At 56.4% G+C, this 25642-nt stretch carries 21 protein-coding genes; 9 read left to right on the forward strand and 12 right to left on the reverse strand.

The genetic code is table 11. From position 1 onward, the window contains the following. Positions 1-2: 2 nt before the first annotated feature. The 3 genes from AC2FLG_RS03485 to AC2FLG_RS03495 form a co-directional block, all read right to left on the reverse strand. Positions 3-1166: a M24 family metallopeptidase gene (locus AC2FLG_RS03485; protein WP_496705024.1), complete on the reverse strand. Its 1164-nt coding sequence runs from the start codon at positions 1164-1166 to the stop codon at positions 3-5. After that, the gene (locus AC2FLG_RS03490; RefSeq protein ID WP_496705026.1) at positions 1163-2317 is read right to left on the reverse strand and encodes an amidohydrolase; all 1155 of its coding nucleotides are present in this window, start codon (positions 2315-2317) and stop codon (positions 1163-1165) included. The genes AC2FLG_RS03485 and AC2FLG_RS03490 overlap by 4 nt, the downstream gene beginning before the upstream one ends. A 105-nt stretch (positions 2318-2422) precedes the next feature. Continuing rightward, a complete protein-coding gene (locus tag AC2FLG_RS03495; RefSeq protein WP_271949042.1) occupies positions 2423-2887 on the reverse strand; it encodes an Lrp/AsnC family transcriptional regulator in 465 nt (154 codons plus the stop codon). Between the two features lie 124 nt (positions 2888-3011). On the opposite strand from AC2FLG_RS03495, the gene AC2FLG_RS03500 reads away from it, so the two are divergent. The 4 genes from AC2FLG_RS03500 to AC2FLG_RS03515 all read left to right on the forward strand — a co-directional run bounded on the left by AC2FLG_RS03500 (position 3012) and on the right by AC2FLG_RS03515 (position 7111). Beyond that, complete coding sequence (locus AC2FLG_RS03500) at positions 3012-4061, forward strand: pyridoxal-phosphate dependent enzyme (RefSeq protein WP_496705028.1); 1050 nt, start codon at positions 3012-3014, stop codon at positions 4059-4061. Between the two features lie 23 nt (positions 4062-4084). Then, positions 4085-5137, forward strand: a complete 1053-nt coding sequence (locus AC2FLG_RS03505; RefSeq protein ID WP_496698322.1) for a TRAP transporter substrate-binding protein — start codon at positions 4085-4087, stop codon at positions 5135-5137. 92 nt (positions 5138-5229) lie between these two features. Further along, positions 5230-5766: a TRAP transporter small permease gene (locus tag AC2FLG_RS03510; RefSeq protein WP_496705030.1), complete on the forward strand. Its 537-nt coding sequence runs from the start codon at positions 5230-5232 to the stop codon at positions 5764-5766. Between the two features lie 61 nt (positions 5767-5827). Beyond that, on the forward strand, positions 5828-7111 hold the full coding sequence (locus AC2FLG_RS03515) for a TRAP transporter large permease (RefSeq protein WP_416383921.1): 1284 nt from the start codon (positions 5828-5830) through the stop codon (positions 7109-7111). A 59-nt stretch (positions 7112-7170) separates the two neighbouring features. Here AC2FLG_RS03515 and AC2FLG_RS03520 read toward each other — a convergent pair whose 3' ends face one another. Continuing rightward, on the reverse strand, positions 7171-8475 hold the full coding sequence (locus AC2FLG_RS03520; RefSeq protein ID WP_142639848.1) for a UDP-glucose dehydrogenase family protein: 1305 nt from the start codon (positions 8473-8475) through the stop codon (positions 7171-7173). A gap of 160 nt (positions 8476-8635) precedes the next feature. Between AC2FLG_RS03520 and gmd the strand changes: the two genes are divergently transcribed. Both gmd and fcl read left to right on the forward strand, forming a co-directional pair. Further along, a complete protein-coding gene (gene gmd, locus AC2FLG_RS03525; RefSeq protein ID WP_142639846.1) occupies positions 8636-9760 on the forward strand; it encodes a GDP-mannose 4,6-dehydratase in 1125 nt (374 codons plus the stop codon). Between the two features lie 10 nt (positions 9761-9770). Then, on the forward strand, positions 9771-10748 hold the full coding sequence (gene fcl, locus AC2FLG_RS03530) for a GDP-L-fucose synthase (RefSeq protein ID WP_496702161.1): 978 nt from the start codon (positions 9771-9773) through the stop codon (positions 10746-10748). Positions 10749-10780: 32 nt separating this feature from the next. On the opposite strand, the gene AC2FLG_RS03535 is transcribed toward fcl, so the two are convergent. The 8 genes from AC2FLG_RS03535 to AC2FLG_RS03570 form a co-directional block, all read right to left on the reverse strand. Continuing rightward, positions 10781-11857, reverse strand: a complete 1077-nt coding sequence (locus tag AC2FLG_RS03535) for a DUF2793 domain-containing protein (RefSeq protein WP_496705032.1) — start codon at positions 11855-11857, stop codon at positions 10781-10783. A 207-nt stretch (positions 11858-12064) separates the two neighbouring features. After that, positions 12065-13501, reverse strand: coding sequence for a mannose-1-phosphate guanylyltransferase/mannose-6-phosphate isomerase (locus AC2FLG_RS03540; RefSeq protein WP_496691544.1), 1437 nt, complete (start codon positions 13499-13501; stop codon positions 12065-12067). 66 nt (positions 13502-13567) lie between these two features. Then, positions 13568-14461 carry a UTP--glucose-1-phosphate uridylyltransferase GalU gene (galU, locus tag AC2FLG_RS03545; RefSeq protein ID WP_281995135.1) on the reverse strand — a complete coding sequence of 298 codons (894 nt, stop codon included), beginning with the start codon at positions 14459-14461 and terminating at the stop codon, positions 13568-13570. Positions 14462-14772: 311 nt separating this feature from the next. Beyond that, positions 14773-16578 carry an ABC transporter ATP-binding protein gene (locus tag AC2FLG_RS03550; RefSeq protein ID WP_496705033.1) on the reverse strand — a complete coding sequence of 602 codons (1806 nt, stop codon included), beginning with the start codon at positions 16576-16578 and terminating at the stop codon, positions 14773-14775. Position 16579: 1 nt separating this feature from the next. Further along, a complete protein-coding gene (locus AC2FLG_RS03555; RefSeq protein ID WP_142639834.1) occupies positions 16580-17509 on the reverse strand; it encodes an ABC transporter permease subunit in 930 nt (309 codons plus the stop codon). A 10-nt stretch (positions 17510-17519) separates the two neighbouring features. After that, entirely contained in the window at positions 17520-18443 is a 924-nt protein-coding gene (gene oppB, locus AC2FLG_RS03560; RefSeq protein WP_142639832.1) for an oligopeptide ABC transporter permease OppB, read from the reverse strand. A gap of 65 nt (positions 18444-18508) precedes the next feature. Next, complete coding sequence (locus tag AC2FLG_RS03565) at positions 18509-20137, reverse strand: peptide ABC transporter substrate-binding protein (RefSeq protein ID WP_496676879.1); 1629 nt, start codon at positions 20135-20137, stop codon at positions 18509-18511. Between the two features lie 401 nt (positions 20138-20538). Continuing rightward, the gene (locus AC2FLG_RS03570) at positions 20539-21774 is read right to left on the reverse strand and encodes a lytic murein transglycosylase (protein WP_496705035.1); all 1236 of its coding nucleotides are present in this window, start codon (positions 21772-21774) and stop codon (positions 20539-20541) included. A gap of 183 nt (positions 21775-21957) precedes the next feature. On the opposite strand from AC2FLG_RS03570, the gene AC2FLG_RS03575 reads away from it, so the two are divergent. Genes AC2FLG_RS03575 through AC2FLG_RS03585 form a run of 3 tightly spaced genes read left to right on the forward strand, consistent with a single transcriptional unit; the run spans position 21958 to position 25636 of the window. Beyond that, positions 21958-22920, forward strand: coding sequence for a cytochrome ubiquinol oxidase subunit II family protein (locus tag AC2FLG_RS03575; RefSeq protein WP_496691546.1), 963 nt, complete (start codon positions 21958-21960; stop codon positions 22918-22920). Next, complete coding sequence (locus tag AC2FLG_RS03580) at positions 22917-25007, forward strand: cbb3-type cytochrome c oxidase subunit I (RefSeq protein ID WP_496705037.1); 2091 nt, start codon at positions 22917-22919, stop codon at positions 25005-25007. The genes AC2FLG_RS03575 and AC2FLG_RS03580 overlap by 4 nt, the downstream gene beginning before the upstream one ends. After that, positions 25004-25636, forward strand: coding sequence for a cytochrome c oxidase subunit 3 (locus AC2FLG_RS03585; protein WP_142639822.1), 633 nt, complete (start codon positions 25004-25006; stop codon positions 25634-25636). The genes AC2FLG_RS03580 and AC2FLG_RS03585 overlap by 4 nt, the downstream gene beginning before the upstream one ends. The last annotated feature ends 6 nt before the right edge of the window (positions 25637-25642 follow it).

The raw sequence follows: 25642 nt of genomic DNA on the forward strand, positions 1-25642 counted from the left end.
CCTCAGATGATTGGTAGTTCAGGCGCGGCGCGTTTGGTCAAAAGCTCCGCCCCACTTGCACGTATGACGATGTTCTCTTCGTGCACCATGACCCGACCGTCTCCATAACCAAGCGATGGTTCAAGGGTCAGTACCATATTTTCGGTGATCTCAGTTGTATCCCAACTGGTGTGTGAGGGCCATTCGGTCAGCTGCATGCCAAGCCCATGACCTAGCCTGCCGACGTCACCACCCTGATCGTCGAGCTCAGCGATCACCTTCTGCATCGCTAGAAACAATTCTCGGCAAGTAGCTCCGGGGCGAGCTGCGGCGATTCCGGCCTCAGTCGCGCGCCAAAGAACATCATATGCACCGCGTGAGGCGTCATCGGCGCGGCCAATGGCCCAATTCCGATCGAAGTCGCAAAAATACCCGTCCCAGTTGGAACCGGTGTCGAGCATCAGCACATCGCCGCGCGCCAGTGGTCGGCGGGACGGGGGCGAGATGACGTCGTGATAGCCGCCCGCATCCGCACCGCCGACCAAATACGGAACATCATCGGCACCCTGCGCCAGACCTTCGCGCCGAAAGGAGCGGAAAACATCCTCAAGCGGCTGCCCTTCGCGGGCGATTTCGGGCACCCGCTCAAATGTGCGCGACCCGATGGCGCAGATATAGGAGAGTTTTTCGATCTCGGCATCGGATTTCACCATTCGCAAGCCCCGGACGATCTCGGTCGCGTCAGTGATCTTTAGCCCATTCAGGCCCACCAACAGCCGCTCATAATCGCCAAGCGGCATCCGTAAATGGGTTTCGTGGCCCTTCATCAGGCCGACAGTCTCGCCGCGGCTGGCAAGCGGCGCCAGCAGATCGGTCAACAGCCCGATACCGTCATCCTTTGGTGCAGGTGCGCCCCAGGTGCGGATATCTGTGACCCAGGTTCGCCGCATAAGGTCTGCGCCGATCTCAGGGATGATTGCGATGGGCTTGCCGGATGCCGGGATGAACAGGAACCATGGGCGGGTCGGGCTTTGCCAAAACAGCGTGTGGAACCCGCTGAAATAGCGCACATCCGGTTCAGTTGTCAGCAATATGCCCGCCATACCGGTTTCGGCCATCTTTGTCTGCGCCGCTGCGGTACGCGTTGCGAATTCTTGTTGGTCAAAACCGCGTCGTGGGGCGTTCATGACTTTTGATCCTTTCGCAGGGGCAACCGGTCCTGAACCAATCGGGCCCAGAATTCAGCTCCGATCGGCAGCAGTTCATCATTGAAATCATAGTCAGAAGCATGGAGCGGTTGGCCATGTGGCCCGGTCTCGCCATTGCCCAGCAACAGGAAACATCCTGGCACGGCGGCCGAAAACTGGGCGAAATCCTCAGAAAAACTCATCGGTGCCCGATCTTTGATCAGGTCACAACCGGCGGCTTCGGCGGCGCGATATACCGCAAGGGCCGGGGTGGCAGCGTTGATGGTCTCAACGAACTGCGTGTCAAAGCTGACCGAGGCCTGAATGCCATGTGCTGCCGCAATCCCTTCGGCGATCTGGCGCATGAACCCTTCGATGGCGCTGCGGTCCTCGGGCGATCTGGCGCGGAAATCTCCTTTGAGAGAGGCGTTGCCCGGCAAGACATTTCGCTGGCCGTCCGTCAAGAATTCGGTCACGGACACTACCGCGCCAGAGGCGGGCGCAAGCTTTCGTGCCACCACGGTCTGCAATGCCACCACAATCTCGGACCCTACGGTAATTGCATCAACGCCGGTTTGTGGCATCGAGGCATGACCGCCCTGGCCTTTAACCGTGATCTCAAACAGGGTTTCACTGTTACAGATAATACCGGCGCGGGTCGAAATCTGACCGGTTGGAGCCCCTGGCAAATTGTGGATTGCATAGATTTCTTCGACCGGAAATTGCTCTAGCACACCGTCGTCGATCATCGCGCGCGCGCCCAGGCCGTGCTCTTCGTTTGGCTGGAATAGAAAAACAACCGTACCGTCAAAGGTAGGTTCTTTCGCCAGACGCTCTGCCGCCCCAAGCAGCATGGTTGTATGTCCATCGTGGCCACAAGCATGCATCACACCGGGTGAGGTCGAGACATAGTCATGGGACGAGGTTTCGGTGATTGGAAGCGCATCCAAGTCAGCACGCAGGCCAATGGCTTTGTTGCCAACGCCGGATCGAAGCACACCGACAACGCCTGCGCCTTCGTGCACTTCGATCCCAAGGGCGCGCAGCCGTTCAGCGACAACCGACTTGGTTCGCGTCTCTTGAAAGCCCAGTTCCGGGTGCCTGTGCAAATCCCGCCGAAGCGCGATCATACGGTTTTCTAAATCGCTCATTTCTTCATCCGCGTGTGAGTTGCATCGGTTCTACAGGATAGGGCTGCGTGTTTCGCATCAAATTTCCGACCCTAAAGCAGAAAAAATTGCACAAAAGCGCCAAGTTCAGATCGGAAGTTCCAGACCAATCTTTGTACGGTCCATCGCGACGGATGTGCGAAATCTGCGGACATTCGAGTTATCGAAAAACAAGCGATGGGTCAGGTCCTCGAAATCCTCCATGTCCTGCGCGACGCAGATAAGAACAAAATCGGCATCACCGGTCACATAATAGCATTGCTGAACTTGCGGCTCGTTCCTGGCGCGTTTGCGGAACAGATCGAGTTGCTGAAGCGATTCCCGGTCAAGTTCGACCAGAACGATGAAGGTCATCTTATAGTCAAAGCGCGACGGGTTGAGCACCGCGACCTCTTTCAGGATCAGACCGGAATCTCGCAACCGCTTGAGCCGCCGCTGCACCGAGGGAACTGAAAGACTGCATTCTTGCGCCAGCTGTTCCAGCCCGATTCGACAATCCCTTTGCAGGGTTCTGAGGATTATCGTGTCTGCATCATCAAGTTGTTGGTTCATGAAAAATCCTCGCGATGGAAGAGGCAGGTTTGAAACATATTATCGAGATTAGGGTCAAATACGATAAATAGAAATAGGTCGGTCATGCACAATCTCTGCACATGGAAAAAGCGGATGAAAATACATGACAGCGACCGACGACCTAAGCTTCGCCCCGGATTTCGTCCGTGCGCAGGAGTTTTTTCAGGGGCAAGAGACCTATGCTGTATCGCCGCTGATTGAAATCACGGGGCCGGATGGTCAGAGCATTCTGGCCAAGAACGAGACAGAGCGTATGGGGCTTGGCGCATTCAAAGCTTTGGGGGCACCCTATGCGGTTGCACGCCTTCTCGAGGAGGCATGGCACGAGAATACCGGTGAAACGCTCTCCTTTACGCGGATGAAGGATGCCGATTTTCGAGAATTCGCATCTGGCCACACATTCGTCTGCGCAAGTGCAGGCAACCACGGAATGGGCGTTGCGGCTGGGGCGCGGGCGATGGGTGCAAAGGCGCGAATTCATCTGGCGCAGACCGTACCGCAAGGGTTCGGCGACCGTCTTAGAACCTTCGGTGCCGAGGTTGTCCGTTCGGGCGATGTTTATGACGAAAGCGTCGCCGCCGCTATTGCTGACGCCAAAACCACCGGTGCCACGCTTTTGGCCGACGGAACCTGGCCTGGTTACACCGAGATTCCGAAACTGGTGATGGAGGGCTATTGCGTCATCGCCGAAGAGTTGCGCGCGCGGTTCGAGGCCTCGGGGCAGTGGCCTACGCATGTCTATCTGCAGGCCGGTGTCGGTGGGTTGGCCGCCGCAATGTCGCATATGATCCGTCTGAACTGGGCGGAACAACCTGAACTGATCGTTGTCGAACCCGGCGCTGCGTCCTGTTTGCGGGCCAGTCACTTGGCCGGACGGGCCACCCGCAGCGATGGGCCGGATTCGAATATGGGTCGGCTTGACTGCAAGGCACCGTCGATCGTGGCCTGGGATGTGCTCGAGCGCTGCGGCGTGAGCTACGAAACCCTTTCCGAAGAAGAAGGCCAGGCAGCCGCAGAAGCTGTCACAGCACTTGGAATCGCGACCACGCCGTCAGGCGCGGCCGGTTACGGCGCCCTGTGCAAGAGAACCAACCAACAGGCGAGGACGCAGGAAATACGTCCTCTTGTCATCATCTCAGAAGGGCTCGCATGAGCGGGCAAGAAAGGACTAACAGAATGACATCCATCTTTAGCAAGCTGATTACCTCGGCGGTTTTCGCGGCAGGTCTGTCGACTGCTGCCTTTGCGGACACCTGGAAATTCGCCTCGGAAGAGGACAAAGGCGACGTACAGGATATCTTTGCACAGGCCTTCGCCGAAAGTGTCAAAGAGCAGTCCAATGGCGACATCAAAGTGCGTATCTACTACTACGGTCAGTTGGGTACCGAGAACGATATTGTCGAGCTGACATCTAAGGGTACGGTCCAGTTCGTATCGGTGGGCACCGGTCACCTGGGGTCTTATGTGCCCGAGGCGCAGGTTCTTGATCTTCCCTATGTTCTGGGCGGTGATATCGACGTGATCCGCGAAGTTCTGACCACCAGCCCGACCATCTATGAAGACCTCAGCGAGAAATTCGAGAAGGTGAACCTAAAGCTGCTCACTATGATCTCGGAAGGCGACATGGCCTGGGGTGCCAACAAGGCGATCCGCAGCCCCGCTGATTTCGAAGGTCAAAAGATCCGTACCTTCACCTCGACCATTCCGGTGGAAACATTCAAGGCGTTTGGCGCCAACCCGACTCCTTTGTCCTGGGGCGAGGTCTATGGCGCGCTGCAGTTGAAGACCGTCGATGGCATGGTGAACCCGATCTATTTCATCTACAACGCCAAGTGGCATGAGGTTCAGGATTACCTGATCTTCCCGGGCCAGCTTCCTTACGTCGGCACCGTTTCCACCAACAGTGAATGGTTCAACGGTCTGCCCGCGGATCAGCAAGAGATGGTCAAGAACGCCATCGCCGAGGGCGAGCAGGCTGCGCATGATTATCAGATCAAGATCAATCTGGAAAACATGGACAAGATCAAGGCCGAGCGCCCCGATCTGCAGGTCATTGTCCTGACCGAGGACGAGCGCGCTGTCTTTGAAGCCCAAAGCGCCACATTGCATGAAACATTCTTCGATGTGGTCGAAAACGCCTATGACGACGCCGAGAAACCTGCGGCCCGCGCGCAAGCCCAGAAGATCCTCGACGGCCTGCTTAACGAGGTGAGCAATGCGTCGCAATAAAAGCTGACATCACTGAAAGGCGCGGCGTCTCATTCAGGCGTCGCGTCTTTCATTTACGGAACGCTGACTGGCGGGCCGAGGGAGGGAAAAACATGAAAAGCGCATTGGTCGCCCTGAGTAGGGGCACCGAGTTCATCGAGAAATTCGTTATCATTCTGGCCATATTGTTGATGATGGTGAATTCGACCGCTAACGCCATTGGCCGCTACGCCTTTGGCAAAAGCCTGTTCTTCTCGGAAGAGCTGAACCAGTTTCTGATTGTCAGCGTGACCTTTTTTGGATTTGCCTATGCGGTTCGGAAAGGTCGGAACATTCGGATGACGGCGGTTTATGACACGCTGTCCCGTCGGTCCAAGAAAGTGATCCTGACGCTGATTTCGATCACGACCAGCATGCTGCTGGCCTTTTTGGCCTATAAGTCCGTGTTCTACGTGCTTGAGATCAAAGAGCTGAACCGTCTGAGCCCGGCGCTGCAGTTTCCGGTCTATATCATCTACTCGGTGATCCCGGTCGGCCTGTTTATGGCCAGCCTGCAATATCTGATCGCATTCATCATGAATGTCACTCATGTCGGCATCTGGCACTCGTACGAGATCGAGGACAATGACGCAGTGGATGTAGGAGTCTGAGATGCCCGGATTCCTTGATTTCCTTGGCGATGTCATAGCTGGTGAGCTGGATATCTATGTCATCACTTTTGCTCTGGTCGTGGCGATGGTGGTTCTGCTGTTCCTCAGCTACCCGATGGTTGTTCCGCTAGCGGTTGCCACGCTGATTGGCCTTGTTCATTTCTCGCAAAGCGATACGGGCGTCATCATCCAGCAGATGGTCACCGGCATTTCGCCAAACGCGCTGATCGCTGTGCCGATGTTCATATTCGCCGCCGATATCATGGCGAGAGGTCATACGGCCAACAATCTGCTGGGGCTGATCGAAGCCTTTGTCGGTCACCGCCGGGCCGGATTGCCGATCACGGCCTGCATCAGTTGCACATTGTTCGGCTCGGTTTCGGGTTCGACTCAGGCGACCGTGGTTTCGATTGGTCAGATCATGCGGCCGAAGCTGCTGAAGGCCGGTTACAAGGACAGTTTTGTCATGGCGTTGATCATCAATGCCAGCGACATCGCCTTCCTTATCCCTCCAAGCATCGGGATGATCCTATATGGCACGCTGGCCAATACCAGCGTGGGCGAACTGTTCATTGCAGGAATTGGTCCGGGCGTTGTTCTGGCGCTGATGTTTTCGGTCTATTGCTATTTCTACAGCGTCCTGCAGGGCGATCTGATCGCGCGGGTGCCAAAGAAATCCGGGGCCGAGCGGCGCGCAGCGTTTCGCAAGGCCATACTGCCGCTTGGTTTCCCGGTCCTGATCGTCGGCGGTATCTACACCGGCGCAGTGACCCCGACCGAAGCAGCCTCGTTTTCGGTGCTTTATGCGCTGATCGTCGAATGCGTGATTTATCGGGAACTGAAACTCAACGACGTTTTGGATTCCGCTCTCAGCACAGGATTGATTACGGCGGTTGTGTTCATCCTTGTCGGGATCGGTCAGGCGTTCTCCTGGTATATTTCCTTCGAACAGATCCCACAGGGCTTGTTAGAGCCGCTGAACCTGGAAGGCGCGTCGCAGGAATACATCCTGTTCATCATCGCGCTGTGCTTCTTCGTGGGATGTATGTTCGTCGACTCGCTGGTCGTGCTTGTCATCCTTACGCCAATCTTCGTTCCGATCGTGGATGCCTCGGGGATTGATCCGGTTCTTGTCGGGGTTATGGTGACGCTGCAGATGGCCATCGGATCAGCAACACCGCCGTTTGGCTGCGATATCTTCACCGCAATCGCGATTTTCAACAGACCTTATCTTGAGGTGATCCGGGGCACTTTGCCGTTCTTCGCGATCCTGGCGCTGATGACGGCTATGCTGATCTACTTCCCGGGTATCGCGCTGTTCCTCAGGGATCTGGCGGCGTTTTGACAAAATGAATGACGGATGGCCGGTTGTTTTGAATCGGCCATCCAAACTTGATCCGAAGATCAGCGCCCAATACCGACGTAACTATCGAAGCCGGATTTCTTGACGGCGGGTTCGGAATAGATATTGCGCAGATCGACCATTCGGGGGGATTTCATCGTGCCAGCTAGTTCGCTCAGATTGAGCGCACGGAACTCGTTCCATTCGGTCAACAGCACAACGACATCCGCATCTGCAGCAGCAGCATAGGGGTCTTCGCACCATTCGACGCCGGGCAGCAGGGCCTCACCTTCGGAACGCCCCTGAGGGTCGACAACCCGCACCGTTGCCCCACCACCGATCAGTGCAGGCACGATAGTTAACGAGGGCGCATCACGCATATCGTCGGTATTGGGTTTGAAGGTCACGCCCAGAACAGCGATCGTTTTTCCATTGAAACTGTCGTCGCAGACATCTCGGATTTTCTGGATCATCCGTTTCTTGACCTCGTCATTCACCCGGATGACGGTTTCGGTGATCTGCATCGGGTGGGCATGTTCCTGACCGATCCGGGCCAGAGCGGCGGTGTCTTTTGGAAAGCACGATCCGCCATATCCCGGACCTGCATGTAGGAATTTATTGCCAATGCGCCCATCCAGACCGATGCCTCGGGCGACCTCTTTCACGTCGCCGCCAACACGTTCGCACAGGCCTGCGATCTCATTTATAAAGGTGATCTTGGTCGCAAGAAACGCGTTAGCGGCGTATTTGATCATCTCTGCGCTTTCCAGATCGGTGGTCAGGATCGGGAAGTCCCGCAGGTAAAGCGGGCGGTATATTTCCGCCATTACATCGGCGGCGCGGTCTGATTCAACGCCGACAACCACACGATCCGGGCGCATGAAATCATCAATGGCGGCCCCTTCGCGCAGGAATTCAGGGTTCGAGGCGACGTCGAATTCGGCCTTCGGGTTGGCGGCAGAAATGACCTGATGCACCTTGCGATTGGTGCCAACTGGAACGGTCGATTTGGTTACCACCACAGTGTAGCCCGTAATCGCATGCGCAATTTCTTCTGCGGCGGCCATCACATAAGTCAGATCGGCGTGACCGTCCCCGCGACGTGTGGGCGTGCCCACGGCAATAAAAACAGCATCCGCACCATCCACTGCTGCGGCCAGGTCCGTGGAAAAGCTGAGCCGACCAGCGGCTACGTTTTTGGCCATCAGGACGTCAAGCCCGGGCTCATATATCGGGACTTCGCCAGCCTGCAGCATCTCAATTTTCTGTTCGGCCTTGTCGACGCAAATGACATCATGGCCGAAATCGGAAAAACATACCCCGGACACCAAACCTACATAGCCGGTTCCGATCATCGCAATACGCATACTAAAATACCCTTCTTAACAAATACCGCCTTTGGCGCGCACACATTCGAAGAAAGTTCCGCCGGTTTCAATGCCTGTCAGCGTGCTTGGGTTGCATTCCGGGGATTCTTGCTGTTTTTGGGTCGGCAATCATACACATTTGTTTTCGTAGGGCGGAACTATGACAAAAACGGCATTAATCACCGGGATTACCGGACAAGACGGATCGTATCTGGCCGAGTTTTTGTTGGAAAAAGGTTATGAAGTTCACGGCATTAAGCGTAGGGCGTCCTCATTCAACACGCAACGCATCGATCACATCTATCAGGATCCACACGTTCCCAATCCCAAACTGCACCTGCACTATGGAGATCTGAGCGATACGTCTAACCTGACGCGAATCATTCGCGAAGTGCAGCCGGACGAGGTCTATAACCTAGGCGCACAGTCCCATGTGGCCGTCAGTTTTGAATCCCCGGAATACACTGCGGATGTGGATGCCATTGGTACTTTGCGTTTGCTGGAAGCGATACGTTTTCTCGGGCTCGAGAAAAAGACACGCTTCTATCAGGCCTCGACCTCGGAACTCTACGGTCTGGTGCAAGAGACCCCGCAACGCGAAACCACCCCGTTCCACCCACGGTCACCTTATGCGGTTGCCAAACTTTATTCGTACTGGATCACGGTCAATTACCGTGAGGCCTATGGCATGTATGCCTGTAACGGGATCCTGTTTAACCACGAAAGCCCGCGCCGGGGCGAAACTTTTGTTACCCGCAAGATCACACGCGGTTTGGCAAATATTGCGCAAGGGCTGGAAAGCTGCCTGTACATGGGCAATATCGACAGTCTGCGGGATTGGGGCCACGCGAAGGACTATGTGCGGATGCAATGGCTGATGCTGCAGCAGGACAATCCTGAGGATTTCGTGATTGCGACCGGGGTTCAGTATTCGGTACGTCAGTTCATTGAATGGTCGGCAGCCGAGCTTGGCGTTTCACTGGAATTCACCGGGTCAGGCGTTGACGAAACCGCGACTGTCGTCTCGATCGAGGGGGACAAAGCCCCGGGATTGAAACCCGGTGACGTCGTGATGCGGATAGACCCGCAATATTTTCGCCCGGCCGAGGTCGAGACCCTTCTGGGCGATCCTTCAAACGCCAAGAACAAACTGGGTTGGGTACCAGAACTGACCGTGCAGGAAATGTGCGCTGAGATGGTGACCGAAGACCTGAAGACGGCCAAACGTCACGCGCTTTTGAAAGAGCACGGGTTTGAGCTGCCAATGAGCCTGGAAAACGGCTGAGGAGGCCCTCATGCGTAAGATTTATGTTGCCGGGCATCGTGGTATGGTTGGCGGCGCAATCCTGCGCCGTTTGCAAAACCGCAAGGACGAAGGCGAAGCGCTGGAGTTGATCACGCGCAGGCATTCCGAACTGGATCTGACCGACCAACCCGCCGTGCGTGATTTTATGCAGACTGAGCGTCCGGATATGGTGATCCTAGCCGCGGCCAAGGTTGGTGGGATTCACGCAAATAACACCTACCCCGCAGATTTCATTTACGAAAACCTGATGATTGAATGCAACGTGATCCATCAGGCTTTTGCAGCGGGGGTAAAGCATTTGCTGCAACTGGGCAGCTCGTGCATTTACCCACGGGCTGTGCCTCAGCCCATGCGTGAAGACGCTTTGCTGACCGGCGTGCTGGAACCCACCAACGAACCCTATGCCGTTGCAAAGATCGCCGGGATCAAGCTGTGTGAAAGCTATAATCGCCAACATGGCGTCGATTACCGGTCGGTTATGCCAACCAATCTTTACGGACCCGGAGACAATTTTCACCCCGAAAACAGCCATGTCCTGCCGGCCCTGATCCGCAGATTCCACGAGGCACAGCGCGACGGGCTGGAAGAAGTGGTGATCTGGGGCACAGGAAAACCGCGGCGCGAGTTTTTGCATGTCGATGATATGGCCGAGGCGTCCTTGTTTGTGCTCGACTTACCGCGCGATATCTACGATGCGAATACCCAGCCGATGCTGAGCCATATCAATGTGGGATGCGGCGAAGATATCTCAATCGCTGAGCTGGCGGCCCTGGTGGCCGGAACAACCGGATTCACGGGTAAGATCACTCAGGATGTCAGCAAGCCTGACGGGACACTGCGCAAGTTGATGGATGTGTCCCGACTGGCCGATATGGGGTGGCGAGCACGCGTTGGACTCGAAGATGGTATCCGGGAGACCTATGCGTGGTTTCTGGAGCAGGCAGACACCGATTTGCGCGCCAAATGACCGCCTGGGCATAGCTCCGGACGGTCTAAAGCTCAGAACCAGCGACCGGTTGCGATTACCGTTGGGGACAGGCTGCTTGTGTCCGAGGATGCCGATAGAACCTTAAAGGGCACTTCTGTTTCAGTGGCCGCGCCCAAACCTATAAACCGGCTTGTCGCGCCGCCACTGCCACCGACCGAGGGTGAGGTTCCGGACGCAAAGGCTGCGGGAAAGCTCCAGGTGGTCTCGGCGCTGGAATACAGCGATCCTTCGGCGTTCACGCAATCGGTGGGCGTCAGAACGCCCGTGCAGATTTGTGTACCATCCGCAAACCGGACGTATTCGCCAATGGCGGTTGATCCGCGTTCGACGACCGCGCCGGTTGGCACCCCGGCGGTTTCTGACACAGAGCCCAGCAGGTTTCCGGGGCAGTAGCCATAGTCGGCCCGCATCAGGCGACCTGCGGTGATGTCTTCGGCATCGTTTTGAATGGCAGAGCCAGAGGCTATTCCGGTGGCGGGGTCAAAGCTCAGCGCCTCGGTCCAGGATCCGCCATCAGCCGAGACTTTGATGGAAAAACCGGTATTGCCAGACAATCCCATTTCCGCATGGCCAACCCAGTTTGACTGGAACAAAAGCGAGGCGGTATCCCCGGCCGCTGCCTTGTTGATCTTCAACTGGTGACCCGCCCCGTCATGGCTGAGCAACGTCGCAGGCGACCGGATCGAAAGCCGATTGGTGCTGTCATACCCTGTCGCGATACCGACACCGTCCAGGTTCTGGGTTGCGACCTGAGGCTCAGACCAGTCTGCGCCGTCCCAGATCTTCAACCGGTTGGCCTGTTCATCCCAGGCCAGCCAGCCGATTCCCGGGGTCACAAAATGCCAGGCGTCATCCAACCAGGCCGCAAGGGCGCCCGGCTGCGCGGCCCAATCCCCGGTAGGGTTGGCGCCAAGCGCGTGAATCTCGCCCTGTTCCGGCACCGCAGGCGGGACCGAGGCGTTTGTCGACGCTACGCTCAGCTGGACAATCAGGTCCAGAGCACGCAGCGCCTCGTTATGGGTGACGTGTTTCTGGGCCTGCGAAGGTTGCAGGAAAGGTAAATCCAATCTGGGTGAGTTTTGTGACACGGGTGGCGTCCTCCTGTAGCTGTCGGTCCGACTATTGCATTGCGCGCTACATTGCCGTGCCCAGGATGAATCCGTTCTGATCTGACCGAACGTTCGAATAATCATTTGCTAACGTTTGGAGGATTCCATGGGGCGTAGCCAAAGGTCTGGATTCAACGAAAAAGGACAGCCGAAGCTGCCCTTAAGTTTACCAATCGCCGCTAAAGGTTAGCTGCGGGCGTACACATCCTCGTACCGGATGATGTCGTCCTCACCCAGATAAGACCCGGTCTGGACCTCGATCAGAACCATCGGCACCTTGCCCGGATTCTCCATCCGATGAACGGCGCCGAGCGGGATGTAGACAGATTGGTTTTCAGAGATCAGGCGCACATCTTCGTCGATCGTAACTTTTGCCGTGCCCTGTACAACGATCCAGTGTTCAGACCGGTGGTGATGAGATTGCAGGCTTAGTGAGGCGCCGGGGTGAACGTGTATGCGTTTGACCTGGAACCGATCCCCGATGACCAGGCTTTCGAACCAGCCCCAAGGGCGATGATCGACCGGCAGCGATTCCGCTTGTTTGGCGCCTTTGGCCTTCAGGGCCGCAACCGCCTGTTTGACGTCCTGAGCCTTGTCCATGCTGGCCACCAAAACCGCATCGGGCATGGCGACCGCAATCATGTTTTCCAGACCCATCGCAACAACTTCTTGCGTGGGGGTTTCTGAACGCACCAATACGTTCCGGCAGTCAATGGTGGTAACCTGGCCCGTAGTGGCAACGCCATCGGCGTCTGGATTGCTCAGCTCTTGAACTGCCGACCAGCTGCCGACATCCGACCAGCCAGAGGCGTAAGGAACAACGCTCAGATTGCGGGCTTTCTCCATGACCGCGTAGTCGATCGAGATATCCTCGACCGTGCCCCAGGCTTGGGGATCGAGGCGCAGAAACCCGAGGTCGGCCTTTGCCTCACGGACGGCCTTGCCGACCGGGTCCAGCAGTGCGGACGCATGTTCTTTGAATGCAGCAATTATGTCTTTGACCGCGAACAGAAATATCCCCGAATTCCAAAGATAGCTGCCATCGGCGATCATGGCTTGGGCATTCTGCAGATCAGGCTTTTCGACAAAACGGTCCAGCGCAATGGCGGTGTTGCCCGTATCTGGGGCATGGCTGAGCTTGAGATATCCATAGCCGGTTTCCGGCCGGTCCGGAGTGATCCCGAAAGTGACGAGATCCCCACTATCCGAAATCGCGCGCGCGCCTTCGGTAACTGCCTGATGAAAAGCAGCTTTGTCCGGGATGACATGGTCCGATGGGGCGACAAGCATGATCGCATCCGGGTTGCTGGCGGCCAGATACAACGCGGCGGCCAGAACCGCTGGTGCTGTGTTGCGCCCTTCGGGTTCGATCAGAATGGGGCCCGGATCTATGCCAATCGCGCCCAGTTGTTCCGGAACCACAAAACGGAATGCATCATTGGTAAGGATCAGCGGCTTGGCATAAGGCGCGTCCTTGGGTCCCTGCATTCGTTCAGCACAATCCTGAAGCAGGCTTGAATCACCGATCAGAGGGACGAACTGCTTGGGGTAACTTTTGCGCGACAGGGGCCACAGTCGGGTGCCGGACCCTCCGCAGAGTATGATGGGATGGATGGTGGTCATTGCGGCTTGCCTCGAAGGTTCTTGGACTTTGTCACTTTAGAAACGACATGCTGAAGGTTGCGGGCGCTATTGAGCGGCCTTCCCGGCGGCGACTATCTCGTTCAGATATTGGCTCAGGTCATCACGCAGATCGCTACGGGCCAGCGCAAAGGCAACAGTTGCCTGGAGGAACCCGGCTTTCGAGCCGCAATCAAATCGCTGGCCGTCGAATTTATAGCCAAACACGGGCACACCGTTACAGATGTCTTCTGCGATAGCATCGGTCAGCTGAATCTCACCGCCACTGCCCGTTTTCTTTTGGTTGAGATTGTACAGCACTGACGGCCCCAGAATATACCGACCGATAACGGCTAGGTTCGAGGGGGCTTCTTCCGGCTTGGGCTTTTCAACCATTCCTCTGGCGCGAACCACTGAGCCGACGTTTTCGCCTACATCCAGAACGCCATAGGAACTGGTTTTTTCGTTTGGCACTTCCATCGTTGCGACCATATTGCCGCCGGTTTCCTCATAGGCTTCGACCATCTGTTGCAGACAGGGTTTATCAGCAGCAATGACGTCATCAGGCAACATTACGGCAAATGGCTCGTCGCCGATCAGACGGCGGGCACACCAGACTGCGTGGCCCAGACCAAGCGCCTTGTGCTGGCGGATATAGGCGATGGCGCCGCTTTCCATATTCGTTGCATTCAGCGCTTCAAGCAGGTCATCCTTGCCCTTGGCCTTGAGCTCCTGTTCCAGAACGAGGTTGTGATCAAAGTAATCTTCCAGCGCAGATTTGCCACGCGAAGTTACAAAGATGAATTCGGTAATACCTGCGGCGCGGGCTTCGTCGATTGCGTATTGAACCAAAGGACGGTCAACCAGTGTCATGATCTCTTTGGGGACGGATTTTGTCGCTGGGAGAAAACGCGTGCCCAATCCCGCAACGGGGAAAATCGCCTTGGTGACCTTGCGTACCATGTTACCTCTCAAATTCAATTCTTGCCCGACCGCGTAGGGCAGGCCGGGGTTTCCTATTAGGCTGCGCAGTCAGAACAATCAATGACATCGCGGCCGCAGTCTAAAATCTGACAGGAAGGTGCCATCGGGGGTAGGGGAAGTCAAAACGAACCGCCGTTTGATGCCTTTGAAACCCGTCATTTACCGGTGTTTTGTTGTACAATCCGGCCCTTCGCCCATTCATTGGCAAGAATACGCCAAGAATCGTCATGAAGTCGTGCAAAGCCGAACCTGTCCCCGAGGCTGTTCATGCGGCCTCGGGGAAAGGGGATTTATGTATTCGCCAGGATTGTCTCAAGCGGATCATGCTCGGCCACGAAATGGTTCGGTGCGACCTCGTTGAGCTGTGGAACATAATCGTTCTGACCGGCCGATAGCCGGCTGGGCAAAAACCTGAGCGCCGCTTTCGGGTCCATCGGCGAAGGCAGCTCTCCCGGCAATTTGAGGCGCTGGCGTTGCCGTTCCACATCCGGATCGGGGATCGGGACGGCCGAGATCAGCGATTTGGTATAGGGGTGTAGAGGCTGCGAACAGATCACCTCTCCATCTCCCAATTCGACGATGCGCCCCAGATACAGTACCATGATCCGGTTTGACACTGTCCGTACCACGGACAAGTCGTGGCTGATGAAAATCATAGACAGCCCGAATTCCTGCTGCAGCTCTTTCAAAAGCTCTACGATCTGGGCCTGGATCGACACGTCCAAAGCCGAGACCGCCTCGTCACAAATGATCAGCTTGGGCTTGTTGATCATCGCCCGCGCGATCCCGACCCGCTGGTTCTGCCCACCGGACAGCTCGTGCGGATAGCGGTTGATCATGTTGGCCTGCAGGCCGACCCGCTCCATCATTTCGCCGACCATTTTCTTGCGCTCACGCTCTGTCAGATCCGGGCGATAGGTTTTCAGCGGTTCGGCGATAGAGGCCGAGATGGTCATTCGCGGATCGAGGCTGGCCAGCGGATCCTGGAACACAATCTGCAGGTCCTTGCGGTACTTGTTCAGCTCGGCCCGCTTTAGCCCGACAATCGGATGGCCCAACCAGCTGACATTGCCACCGCTGGGTTCGATCAGCTGCAGAACCGCCCGCGCCAGCGTGGATTTGCCACAGCCGGATTCACCCACAACGCCCAGCGTCTCGCCCTTACGGATGTCAAAGCTGACGCCGTCCACAGCTTTCAGCGGTACCTTGCGCCCGAACAACCCGCCCGACACGTGGATCGGGAAATGCACTTTCACGTCATCGACCCTAAGCAAAGGTGCGTCGGTTTCTTCCAGTGCTTTTGGCGCGTCACCGGCATCAATGCGCGGCATCGCTTCAAGCAGGGTGCGGGTGTATTCATGATGCGGCGCGCGGAAGATCTCGCGTGTGTCCCCGGCCTCAACAAACTGACCCAGACGCATGACCTGAATGCGGTCACACATCCGTGCCACCACGCCCATGTCATGCGTGATCAGCGCAATGGCAGTGCCTTCGTCTTTTTGCAGGTGCACCATCAAGTCCAGAATGTCGGCCTGGACCGTCACATCCAGCGCCGTGGTCGGTTCATCGGCGATCAGCAGCTTTGGGCTGCACAACATCGACATGGCGATCATGACACGCTGGCGCATGCCCCCCGACAATTCGTGCGGGTATTGATCCAGACGACGGTTTGCCTCGGGGATGCGGACCCGATCCAACCACTCCAGACAGCGCGCCCGAGCGGCCGAACCCTGCAACCCTTCGTGAACCTGCAGAACCTCACGCATTTGCTGCCCGACGCGCAGGTGCGGGGTCAGGGCGGTCAGCGGATCCTGAAAGATCATGCCGACGTCATCGCCCCGGATCTGGTTCAGCTTGTTGATCGGCAGATTCAGGATTTCCTTGCCGTTCAGCGTGGCCGATCCGATTGCACGACCCGCTGAAGGCAACAGCCCCATTGCGGCCATGAAAGTCTGGCTTTTGCCGGACCCACTTTCGCCCACAATACCAAGGCATTCGCCCGGATTAATGTCAAAGCTGATGCCTTTGACGGCCTCGACCACACCATCGGGGGTGTCGAACTGGACGCTTAGGTCCTTAACAGAGAACAGGCTCATATCAGCGATCCTTTGGGTCCAGAGCGTCACGCAGCCCATCGCCGATGAAGAACATCGTGATGATAATGGCGACATAGAATGTCAGAGGGAACATCAGCTGCCAGAGGGTTCCGTACCCCATTGTGCCTGCCCCTTCAGCGATCAGACGGCCTAGCGAGGTATAGGGCTCCGAGATGCCAAGTCCGAGGAACGAGATAAAGCTTTCGGTCAGGATCATCTCGGGCACCAGAAGCGAAGCATAGACGATTACCACGCCCAGCAGGTTGGGCAGGATATGGCGATACATGATGGTGAATTCGCTGACACCGGCGGCACGCGCGGCCTCGATGAATTCGCGGTTTTTCAGGGCCAGAGTCTGCCCTCTGACGATCCGTGACATGGTCAGCCAACCAACCGCGCCCAATGCGATGAACAGGGTAAAGAACGACCGACCGGCCACTACAAGCAACAGAATGATGATCAGAGTTGTCGGAATGGCCAGAAGGATATCGACGAACCGCATCATCGCGCCGTCAAGGCGCCCGCCAATATACCCGGCGGCGATGCCATAGCAGGTGCCAACAATCAACGCGGTGGCCGCCCCGACGAGCCCCACCAACAACGATGTTGTTGTGGCCTGAATGACCCGGCTGTAAAGGTCGCGCCCCAGATCGTCGACGCCAAAGAAGTGCCCGGTCTCGATCGACGGCATTCCCATGCCACGGATGTCACCCATCACGTTCCAGTCGATTTCCTCATTGCTCCAAACGGCGAAATATGGGCCGAAGATTGTGAACAGAACGATCATCAGCAAGATGAATACGCTCGCCATTGCGGCTTTGTTGCGGACAAACCGCATCCGCGCATCCTGCCAGAGGGAACGCCCCTGAACGGCCGTGAAATCGGTGATGTCCTCGGCCAGATGGGCGGCTTTTTGTGATTTTCCTAGCATTTTGTGCCCCTCAGTACCGGATTTTCGGATCGAACCAGGCATATGCCAGGTCGGTCAGCAGGTTCACGATCACTGTCAGCGTGCCGTACAGGATCGTGACCCCCAGCAGCACCGCATAGTCACGCGACAGGGCCGAGCCGACATAAGCCTGCCCCAGACCACCGGTCGAGAAATAGATGTCGACGAAAACCGATCCGGTCAGAACATAGACAAAGACCGGCCCCAGATAGGACACTACCGGCAGCAGCGTGGGCTTCAACGCATGGCGCCAGATTACGGTCCTGGTAGGCAAACCCTTGGCCCGGGCCGTGCGGATGAAGTTCGAGTTCAGAACTTCCAGCATCGACGAACGGGTAATCCGCGCGATCGACCCCATATAGGAGGTGGCCAATGCGATGACAGGCATGATCAGGTATTGCCACTGACCGCCGTTCCAGCCACCACCCGGCAACCATCCCAGCCACAAAGTGAAGGTCAGGATCAGGATCGGGCCCATGATGAAGTTCGGCAGAGCCTGCGCAGCGATACCCAGACCTACGGCAAAATAGTCGATCCAGCTGTTGTGTCGGATGGCTGCGGCGATCCCAAGGCCAATACCTACGACACTTGCCAGCAGGAATGACAATGACCCGTAAGTCAGCGAGATCGGGAAGCCTTGCGAAATGATATCATTGACGTCCCGGTCCTTGAACTTGAAGGACGGGCCGAAATCGAAATGCACGACAATGTTGTACAGATAGTCCCAAAGCTGTTTCCACAGCGGCTGGTCCAGACCATAGCGCGCCTCAATATTGGCCAGTACCTGCGGCGGCAATGGCCGTTCCGAGGTAAACGGCCCGCCGGGCGCGTAGTGCATCAGAAAGAAACAGGCAACGATCAGCAACAGGATCGTTGGAACGGCGATCAGCAATCGCCGGATGATATAGGCAAGCATTTCATGCCCCCATTATTGGCTTTGCCCCGGGGTGATCCTCGGGGCAAAGCGTGGTCTAAGGAAGGTTATTCGGCGATCTTGTAGAGGTTCTTGGAGTACCAGTTCTGCTCTACGTTCTTGACCGGCCAGTTGCCGACATCGCTGTCCATCATGTAGACGCCAGCATAGTGATAGATCGGGATAACCGGAGTCTCTTGTGCAATGATCCGCTCAACCTCGGTATACAGTGGTGCTGCGTCATCTGCTGTCTTGGCCTGGGTCAGCAAATCGTCAACCTTGGAGTTGTTGTACTTGCCGTCGTTATAGCCGGAATCCGATTGCAACAGGTCCAGGAAGGTCGAGGCTTCGTTATAGTCGCCACACCAGGCGCCACGGGCCAGATCGAAGTTCTGGTTGCCGCGCTCTTCCAGGAACACTTTCCATTCCATATTGGCCAACTCGACCTGTACGCCCAGTTTCTGTTTCCACATCTGGCTCAGTGCCACTGCGACTTTCTTATGGGCCTCTGATGTGTTGTAGACCATGTCAAAGCTCAGCGGGTTGTCGGGGCCAAATCCGGCCTCGGCCAGCAGCTCCTTGGCCAGCTCGTCACGCTCGGCTTGCGTCATCGAAGCCATTTCGACTTCAGGGACGGTGAACCCGGCGGTTGCTTCGGGTGCGAACGTATATGCGGGCGGCTCACCACCGGCTTTGACGTTCTTGGTGATGATGTCGCGGTCAACTGCAAGAGACAGGGCTTGACGTACATTTGGGTTCTTGAATTCTTCCGGTCCGCTGTCAGACAGGTTGAATGTATAGTAATAGTTGCACAGGCGCGGGAAGCTGATGGCCTCTTCGGGGTGCTCTTTCTGTAGGCGCGGGAACTGACCAGCAGGTACTTCGGTTCGGTCCAGCTCGCCTGCGAGGTAACGGGTCAGGGCTACGTTTTCGTCGTTGATGACAAGGGCCACGACTTTTTCGACAATCGTATTGTCGTTATCCCAATACATCTCGTTGCGCTCACGGACCGAGCGTTCCTGTGGCAGGTGTTCGGTCAGAACATAGGCGCCATTCGAGACGATGTTTTCCGGCTTAGTCCAGGCGTCGCCGAACTCTTCGATCACCTTCTGCGGGGCAGGGAAGGTGGTGGAATGGGTGGTCATTTGCGCGAAATAAGGCAGTGCTGCGCTCAGCTTGACCTCAAGTGTGTGGTCGTCGATGGCGGTTACGCCCAGTTCGTCCACCGGCTTCTCACCAGCAATGATTTCGGCCGCATTTTCGATCGACATCAGCTCCATGAACCACGCATAAGGCGAGGACAGAGCGGGATCGACCGCACGTTTCCATGCAAAGACGAAATCGCCTGCCGTGACCGGATCACCATTGGACCATTTGGCGTTATCACGCAGTGTAAATGTGTAAACGTCCTTGGTATCGTTTGTGGTATAGCCGGTTGCGACACCGGGCACCAAATTGCCGTCTTCGTCTTGGTTCATCAGGCCTTCGAACAGGTCGCGGACAATTTCCGCACCGGTAACGTCTTCAACAACCTGCGGGTCAACCGAACTGTGCTCATCCAGAACGCGATAGGTGAAGGTTTGATCATCCGCCAGCGCCTCGCCGGTTTCGGGATGGGTGCCGGCGGCAAATGCAGCGCCGGTGATCATGGTCGAGGTCAGTAGCCCCGCCAGAGATGTCCGAATGTATTTGTTCATATCTTTCTACTCCCATTTGTGTGGTGGCAAGGTACGCACATCCGTTCAGGATGGTCGCTGACCACCATGATTGTCCGACTCAGATAGACCGGGACTTGTTCGAATTTTGCTTTTTCAGATCGCAATGAACACCGCGTCGCAGTCTTTCGGTTTGCTGTCGGAAACGTAGTTGCGAAAGTCGCCTTTCACTGATGCAGAACGTGGCACTATTTCAAAAAAGGTTAAAGCCTTTGCGTGCAAAATGGCCAGGTGCGGCCGAAATCTAAAAAATTCCACGTGAGAATGGAAATATTATAATGATACGCGATGGTTTCTTGACATTTTTATGAAGCTCTTGAGTAAGCGGTTGAGCGTTGACGCAAGGTCCGCTTTTGCGGCTTTCCAAAAATTGGCGCGAATCGCTATTGGGTCAGTGCCCGGACCATATGGGTCTGAGGAAAGCATGTGGCGGACTGATTAGTGGCCTCTTGCCAGCGCCCGATAGAACGGCGTGTTCGAAAGCCCGGCAGGCCGTCAGCGCCGCCGACGTCATGGCCCATCTGTTCCAATGCGCGCTGCATGGCTGCTATATCCGATCGGTAAAGACCGCCGACTTTGTCCCACTGGCCGCGGAAATCCTGGACGCCATATTCTATCCTATCCCCAACATGGCCGACGAACAGGGCGTAGAGATCGCTTTTGTTGTATTCCTTCAGGACATAAAAATTAGGGGTGACAATGAAGGCCGGGCCATTGCGCCCGGCGGGCATCATCAAAAACCCTTGCCCCTGCATTTCTTGTTTTGGAAACGGCTTGCCAGATACACGGGTGATCCCTAACCCGGCCCAGTCGCGAATAGGACGGCCCTGATCCGGCCCTTCAAGGGTGCAGGAAACCGAAGACGGGACAGTTACTTCGAACCCCCAATCACGACCCGAGACCCAGCCATGTTGGTCGAGGTAGTTTCCGATCGATGAAATTGTGTCCTCGGCCGAGGTCCAGATATCCGCGCGCCCGTCGCCATTTCCATCGGCCGCATAAGTCAGGTAGTTCGATGGCATGAACTGCGGTTGCCCAAGCGCACCGGCCCAACTGCTTTTCATTTGATCCGGCGGTATGTGGCCAGCCTCGGCAATCTTGAGCGCGGCGATAAGCTCTGACGTGAAATATTCTGAGCGGGTGCTCATGAAACCTTTGGTGCCCAGAACCTGAAACGCATTATGCCGGATAGCCACCTGCCCATATCCGCTTTCGCGGCCCCAGATCGCCAGAATGACGCGCGCTGGTACACCGGTATCGGATTCTACCTGTTTCAGTGTCGTGTGATAGCGCCGGGCCATCTTGCGTCCGACAGAAGTGGCCCCCTGAACCGAACCAGCGTTGAAATAGCGCCCGGGTGATCCGAACTCGGCCTGCTTTTGTTCCTTGGGAACCGCTGTTGCCGTACCCGGTGGAACCAGGTCTGGCAGTTTCCAGTTCAGCGTGACGCCGTTGAAGGCCCTGTTCATCGTGCGTTTTGAAACACCCTCGGATTTCGCCCGCGCCCAGACCGTGTGTTTCAGCCATGACTGAAACTGAGCCTCGATCGCCGCACGATCCTGTGCTGTCGCACTTGTCGACAGGTAGCAAAGTCCAAGAGTAAGGATTAACCAACGCATTATCCTATGATCTCACCCGCGATCTACTTTAAGTCAACCTACCAGAACGGCGTTTCTGCCGCTGTGATCAGGGTGGCAAGATCAAATCTCGGGAAACAGGCAGAGCTGCGTAAAAATCCTTGTGAATTTTCAGGACTCTGCCGATAGTTGTCCCAATCAATTTTGAAATGAGGATGAACAGGCGTGACATATTCCAGACCGTCTTTTGCATCCTTGGTTGTCCTGTCTGCCGCTATCGCAGGTCTTGGCTTTGTGCCGGTTGCCGAAGCCAGCAACAATTTCTTGGACCCTCAGGGACCCGTCGCCGCCCTTCAGAAAAGCCACCTTTTACGTGCAACTGTTCTGATACTGGTCGCAGTTGTTCCGGTTCTGATCCTGGTGCCTTTGATTGCCATACGGTATCGAAGGCGAAAGGAGGGGCAGGCAGACTATCGACCGGAATGGGATTTTTCCGCCCGGTTGGAGTTTCTCATGTGGGGTATCCCGGTTGTTATTGTGGCCATCCTTTCATTCTATTTGTGGAAAGCCACCCACCGGCTGGACCCTTACGAGACCTCATTCGGAGAAGAACCGGCGCTGAAAGTGCAGGTTGTTGGTCTCGACTGGAAGTGGCTGTTCATCTACCCCGATCTTGGCATCGCCAGCGTCGGTGAGATGGGGCTCCCGGTCAACCAACAGGTGGCTGTCACACTGACAACGGATACGGTGATGCAGTCCTTTATGATCCCGGCGCTGGCCGGACAGATTTATGCCATGCCGGGGATGACGACCAAACTGCACCTTGTCGCCGATAGGCCCGAAACTATGCAGGGCGAGAACACGCAATATAACGGGCGTGGCTTTACCAAGCAGAAATTCAAAGCCATTGCCATGGCGCCTCAGGAGTTCAATGAATGGGCCGAGAATGTCCAGGCAAACGGGGTTCCGTTGAGCGCTGAAACATACCGAACGCTTGCCATGCGAACGGACCGGGACGAGGTGCAGGCCATGTTGGGCACTGATCAGATGCCGACTGATGCGCTGTATTTCACGCTAGCCGATGGTGATCTGTTTCAGTCGATCCTGCACCGCTATCACGGGGCAACACCCTTGCCTGCCGATCAGCAACCGGGCACTGCCGAATATGGTCAGGAGAAAACACAATGACCGATGTCGAGACTGGTTTTTTCGGCCGTCTAAACTGGGATGCTTTTCCGATCACCGGGTTGATCCAGTCGCCCAACGCGAATGAGATCGTGGCAAATGCCGCGGCTGGGATTGTGATTGTAGGTGTCATTGCCGTTGTGGGGCTGCTGACATGGTTTCGTCTGTGGGGGCCGCTGTGGCGTGACTGGCTGACCAGCGCCGACCACAAGAAGATCGGCATCATGTATATCGTCTTTGCCATCGTGATGCTGGCGCGGGGGGTTCTGGAAGGCGTTGTCATGCGCGCCCAGCAAGCCGCTGGCCCGGGCGAAGGCTTTCTGGAAGCCGAGCATTTCGCCGAGCTTTTCAGTACCCATGGCACGATCATGATCTTCTTTGTGGCCGTTCCGTTTGTGTTCGGCGCCGCCAATTTCCTGATCCCGCTGATGATCGGCGCCCGCGACGTGGCATTCCCGGTGATGAACCAGATCAGCCTAGGCCTGACCGTGTCCTCGGGCATGATGCTGATGGTTTCCCTGGTGGTCGGAGAGTTCTCGACCGGGGGCTGGACGTCCTACCCACCCTTTACCGGTGCGGCCTTCAATCCCGGCGTTGGGCCGGATTATTGGATTTGGGCCATCGTCGTATCGGGGATCGGAACGACACTGACCGGGATCAACTTTGCCGTTACGATCTACAAGATGCGCGCGCCGGGGATGCAGTTCATGCGGTTGCCGATGTATTGCTGGACGATCATCTGCAGCTCGATCCTGATTGTCTTTGCCATGCCGCCGCTGGGTGTTGCGGCGCTGATGCTGGCCGCAGACAGATATCTGGACTTTCACTTTTTCACCAATGACCTTGGCGGCAACATGATGAACTATGCCAACCTGTTCTGGCTATTCGGACATCCAGAAGTCTATCTGTTGGTCCTGCCCGCCTATGGTATCTATTCCGAGGTTTTTGCGACCTTCTCGGCCAAGCGCCTGTACGGGTACAACTCCTTGGTGATTGCAACGATGTCGATTGCGGTGCTGTCCTTCACGGTCTGGCTGCACCACTTTTTCACTATGGGCCAAAGCGCGCTGATCAATGCGGTGTTTGGGATTGCCACGATGCTGATCGCCATACCGACTGGCGTGAAAGTCTATGATTGGATGGCCACGCTGTTTCGCGGGCGTATCCGGTTCTCGGTCCCGATGCTCTATGGGTTGTCTTTCCTGATGCTGTTCGTGATCGGAGGGTTGTCGGGCGTCATCCTGGCCAATCCGACCATCGACTATCAGGTGCATAACACCCTGTTCCTGGTCGCGCATTTTCACAATGTGCTGCTGCCTGGCGTCCTGTTTGGCCTGCTTGCGGGATACAACTATTGGTTCCCCAAAGCCTTTGGTTTCCGCCTGAATGAAGGCTGGGGACGGATATCTGTCGCGTTGTGGACCGTTGGGTTCATGCTGACCTTCCTGCCGCTTTATTTTGTCGGCCTGATGGGGATGCCGCGTCGATCTTACAGTTGGGAAGATCCCAGCTTTCACCCCTATATGATCGTCGCCGTGCTTGGGTCTATGGTCATTCTCGCAGCGCTTCTGTCGATCATTGTCCAGCTTTGGGTCAGCATTCGAGACCGGGAAAAAACCCGCGTTCCGGTTGGCGACCCTTGGGATGGGCGCACGCTGGAATGGTCAATTCCGGCACCGCCGCCTCCGTATAACTTTGCAATCATTCCGCATGTGACCGACCGGGATGATTTTGCCGCCGCAAAAGAGCGCGGCAACGCCTATCCGTCCCTTGATGCCTATGAAGATATCCTCATGCCACGCAATACGGCGATCGGGTTCGGTCTGTGCGTGCTCAGCGGTATCTGGATGTTTGCCCTGGTCTGGTGGATCTGGTGGCTGGCTATTGCGACGACAGCCGCGATGTTGGCGGCTTTCATCGCCTGGACTTTCAGAACCGACACCGAAGAGGTTATTCCGGCCGAGCAGGTCCGCAAAGAGCATGAAGCCTGGCTTGATCTCGTGCGCGCATCGGCTCCGGTCAATCGCGATCATGAATACGCGCCCGAGAACCGCGGCCTGGCCCGTCCCGATCTGGAGGCCACTACATGAAACGCGCGCCGACACACAGCTATCCGGGCCTAAACTTGGGCCGACGGCATCCGGGTGCCGACAAGGCCAGCGAAGTGGTCACCTTTGGGTTCTGGGTCTTTCTGATGAGCGATCTGGTCTATTTCGGCCTGATGTTCGCGATCTATATCACCATGATCGACGCGCAGGCGGGTGGGCCCGGTCCGCATGAGCTGTTCGACCTGACCAGCATTTTTGCCCAGACCCTGATCCTGTTGACCAGCAGCCTTACAGTGGGCCTTGCGATGCTGGCGTTGAAATACAACCTGCCACGGCCCCGTATCGTGCTTTGGTTCGCGGTAACTCTGGTTCTGGGTCTCAGCTTTCTGGTACTTGAGATACGTGACTTTCTGGCTATGGCGGAAAAGGGTGGCATTCCACAGCGCAGCGGGTTTCTGTCAGCGTTTTACGGGCTTGTGCCGCTGCACGGGCTGCATGTCGCTGCGGGGTGTCTGTGGTTGATCGTTCTGGGTATTCAGCTGCGTGTGTTTGGTCTAACCGACGTTCTGATGTCACGGGTGGTTCGTCTGGCCCTGTTCTGGCATTTTCTCGACCTCATCTGGATCGGCATAATCACGATCGTCTATTTCGGAGGGCTGACCTATGGATAGGCGCAG

Source organism: Ruegeria sp. CDSA193 (genome assembly GCF_059611885.1).

Excerpts from the sequence above, each read along its gene's own strand:
- AC2FLG_RS03485 (WP_496705024.1), bottom strand. The coding sequence starts at position 1,166 with ATGAACGCCCCACGACGCGGTTTTGACCAACAAGAATTCGCAACGCGT.
- AC2FLG_RS03490 (WP_496705026.1), bottom strand. The coding sequence starts at position 2,317 with ATGAGCGATTTAGAAAACCGTATGATCGCGCTTCGGCGGGATTTGCAC.
- AC2FLG_RS03495 (WP_271949042.1), bottom strand. The coding sequence starts at position 2,887 with ATGAACCAACAACTTGATGATGCAGACACGATAATCCTCAGAACCCTG.
- AC2FLG_RS03500 (WP_496705028.1), top strand. The coding sequence starts at position 3,012 with ATGACAGCGACCGACGACCTAAGCTTCGCCCCGGATTTCGTCCGTGCG.
- AC2FLG_RS03505 (WP_496698322.1), top strand. The coding sequence starts at position 4,085 with ATGACATCCATCTTTAGCAAGCTGATTACCTCGGCGGTTTTCGCGGCA.
- AC2FLG_RS03510 (WP_496705030.1), top strand. The coding sequence starts at position 5,230 with ATGAAAAGCGCATTGGTCGCCCTGAGTAGGGGCACCGAGTTCATCGAG.
- AC2FLG_RS03520 (WP_142639848.1), bottom strand. The coding sequence starts at position 8,475 with ATGCGTATTGCGATGATCGGAACCGGCTATGTAGGTTTGGTGTCCGGG.
- gmd (WP_142639846.1), top strand. The coding sequence starts at position 8,636 with ATGACAAAAACGGCATTAATCACCGGGATTACCGGACAAGACGGATCG.
- fcl (WP_496702161.1), top strand. The coding sequence starts at position 9,771 with ATGCGTAAGATTTATGTTGCCGGGCATCGTGGTATGGTTGGCGGCGCA.
- AC2FLG_RS03540 (WP_496691544.1), bottom strand. The coding sequence starts at position 13,501 with ATGACCACCATCCATCCCATCATACTCTGCGGAGGGTCCGGCACCCGA.
- galU (WP_281995135.1), bottom strand. The coding sequence starts at position 14,461 with ATGGTACGCAAGGTCACCAAGGCGATTTTCCCCGTTGCGGGATTGGGC.
- AC2FLG_RS03550 (WP_496705033.1), bottom strand. The coding sequence starts at position 16,578 with ATGAGCCTGTTCTCTGTTAAGGACCTAAGCGTCCAGTTCGACACCCCC.
- AC2FLG_RS03555 (WP_142639834.1), bottom strand. The coding sequence starts at position 17,509 with ATGCTAGGAAAATCACAAAAAGCCGCCCATCTGGCCGAGGACATCACC.
- oppB (WP_142639832.1), bottom strand. The coding sequence starts at position 18,443 with ATGCTTGCCTATATCATCCGGCGATTGCTGATCGCCGTTCCAACGATC.
- AC2FLG_RS03565 (WP_496676879.1), bottom strand. The coding sequence starts at position 20,137 with ATGAACAAATACATTCGGACATCTCTGGCGGGGCTACTGACCTCGACC.
- AC2FLG_RS03570 (WP_496705035.1), bottom strand. The coding sequence starts at position 21,774 with ATGCGTTGGTTAATCCTTACTCTTGGACTTTGCTACCTGTCGACAAGT.
- AC2FLG_RS03580 (WP_496705037.1), top strand. The coding sequence starts at position 22,917 with ATGACCGATGTCGAGACTGGTTTTTTCGGCCGTCTAAACTGGGATGCT.
- AC2FLG_RS03585 (WP_142639822.1), top strand. The coding sequence starts at position 25,004 with ATGAAACGCGCGCCGACACACAGCTATCCGGGCCTAAACTTGGGCCGA.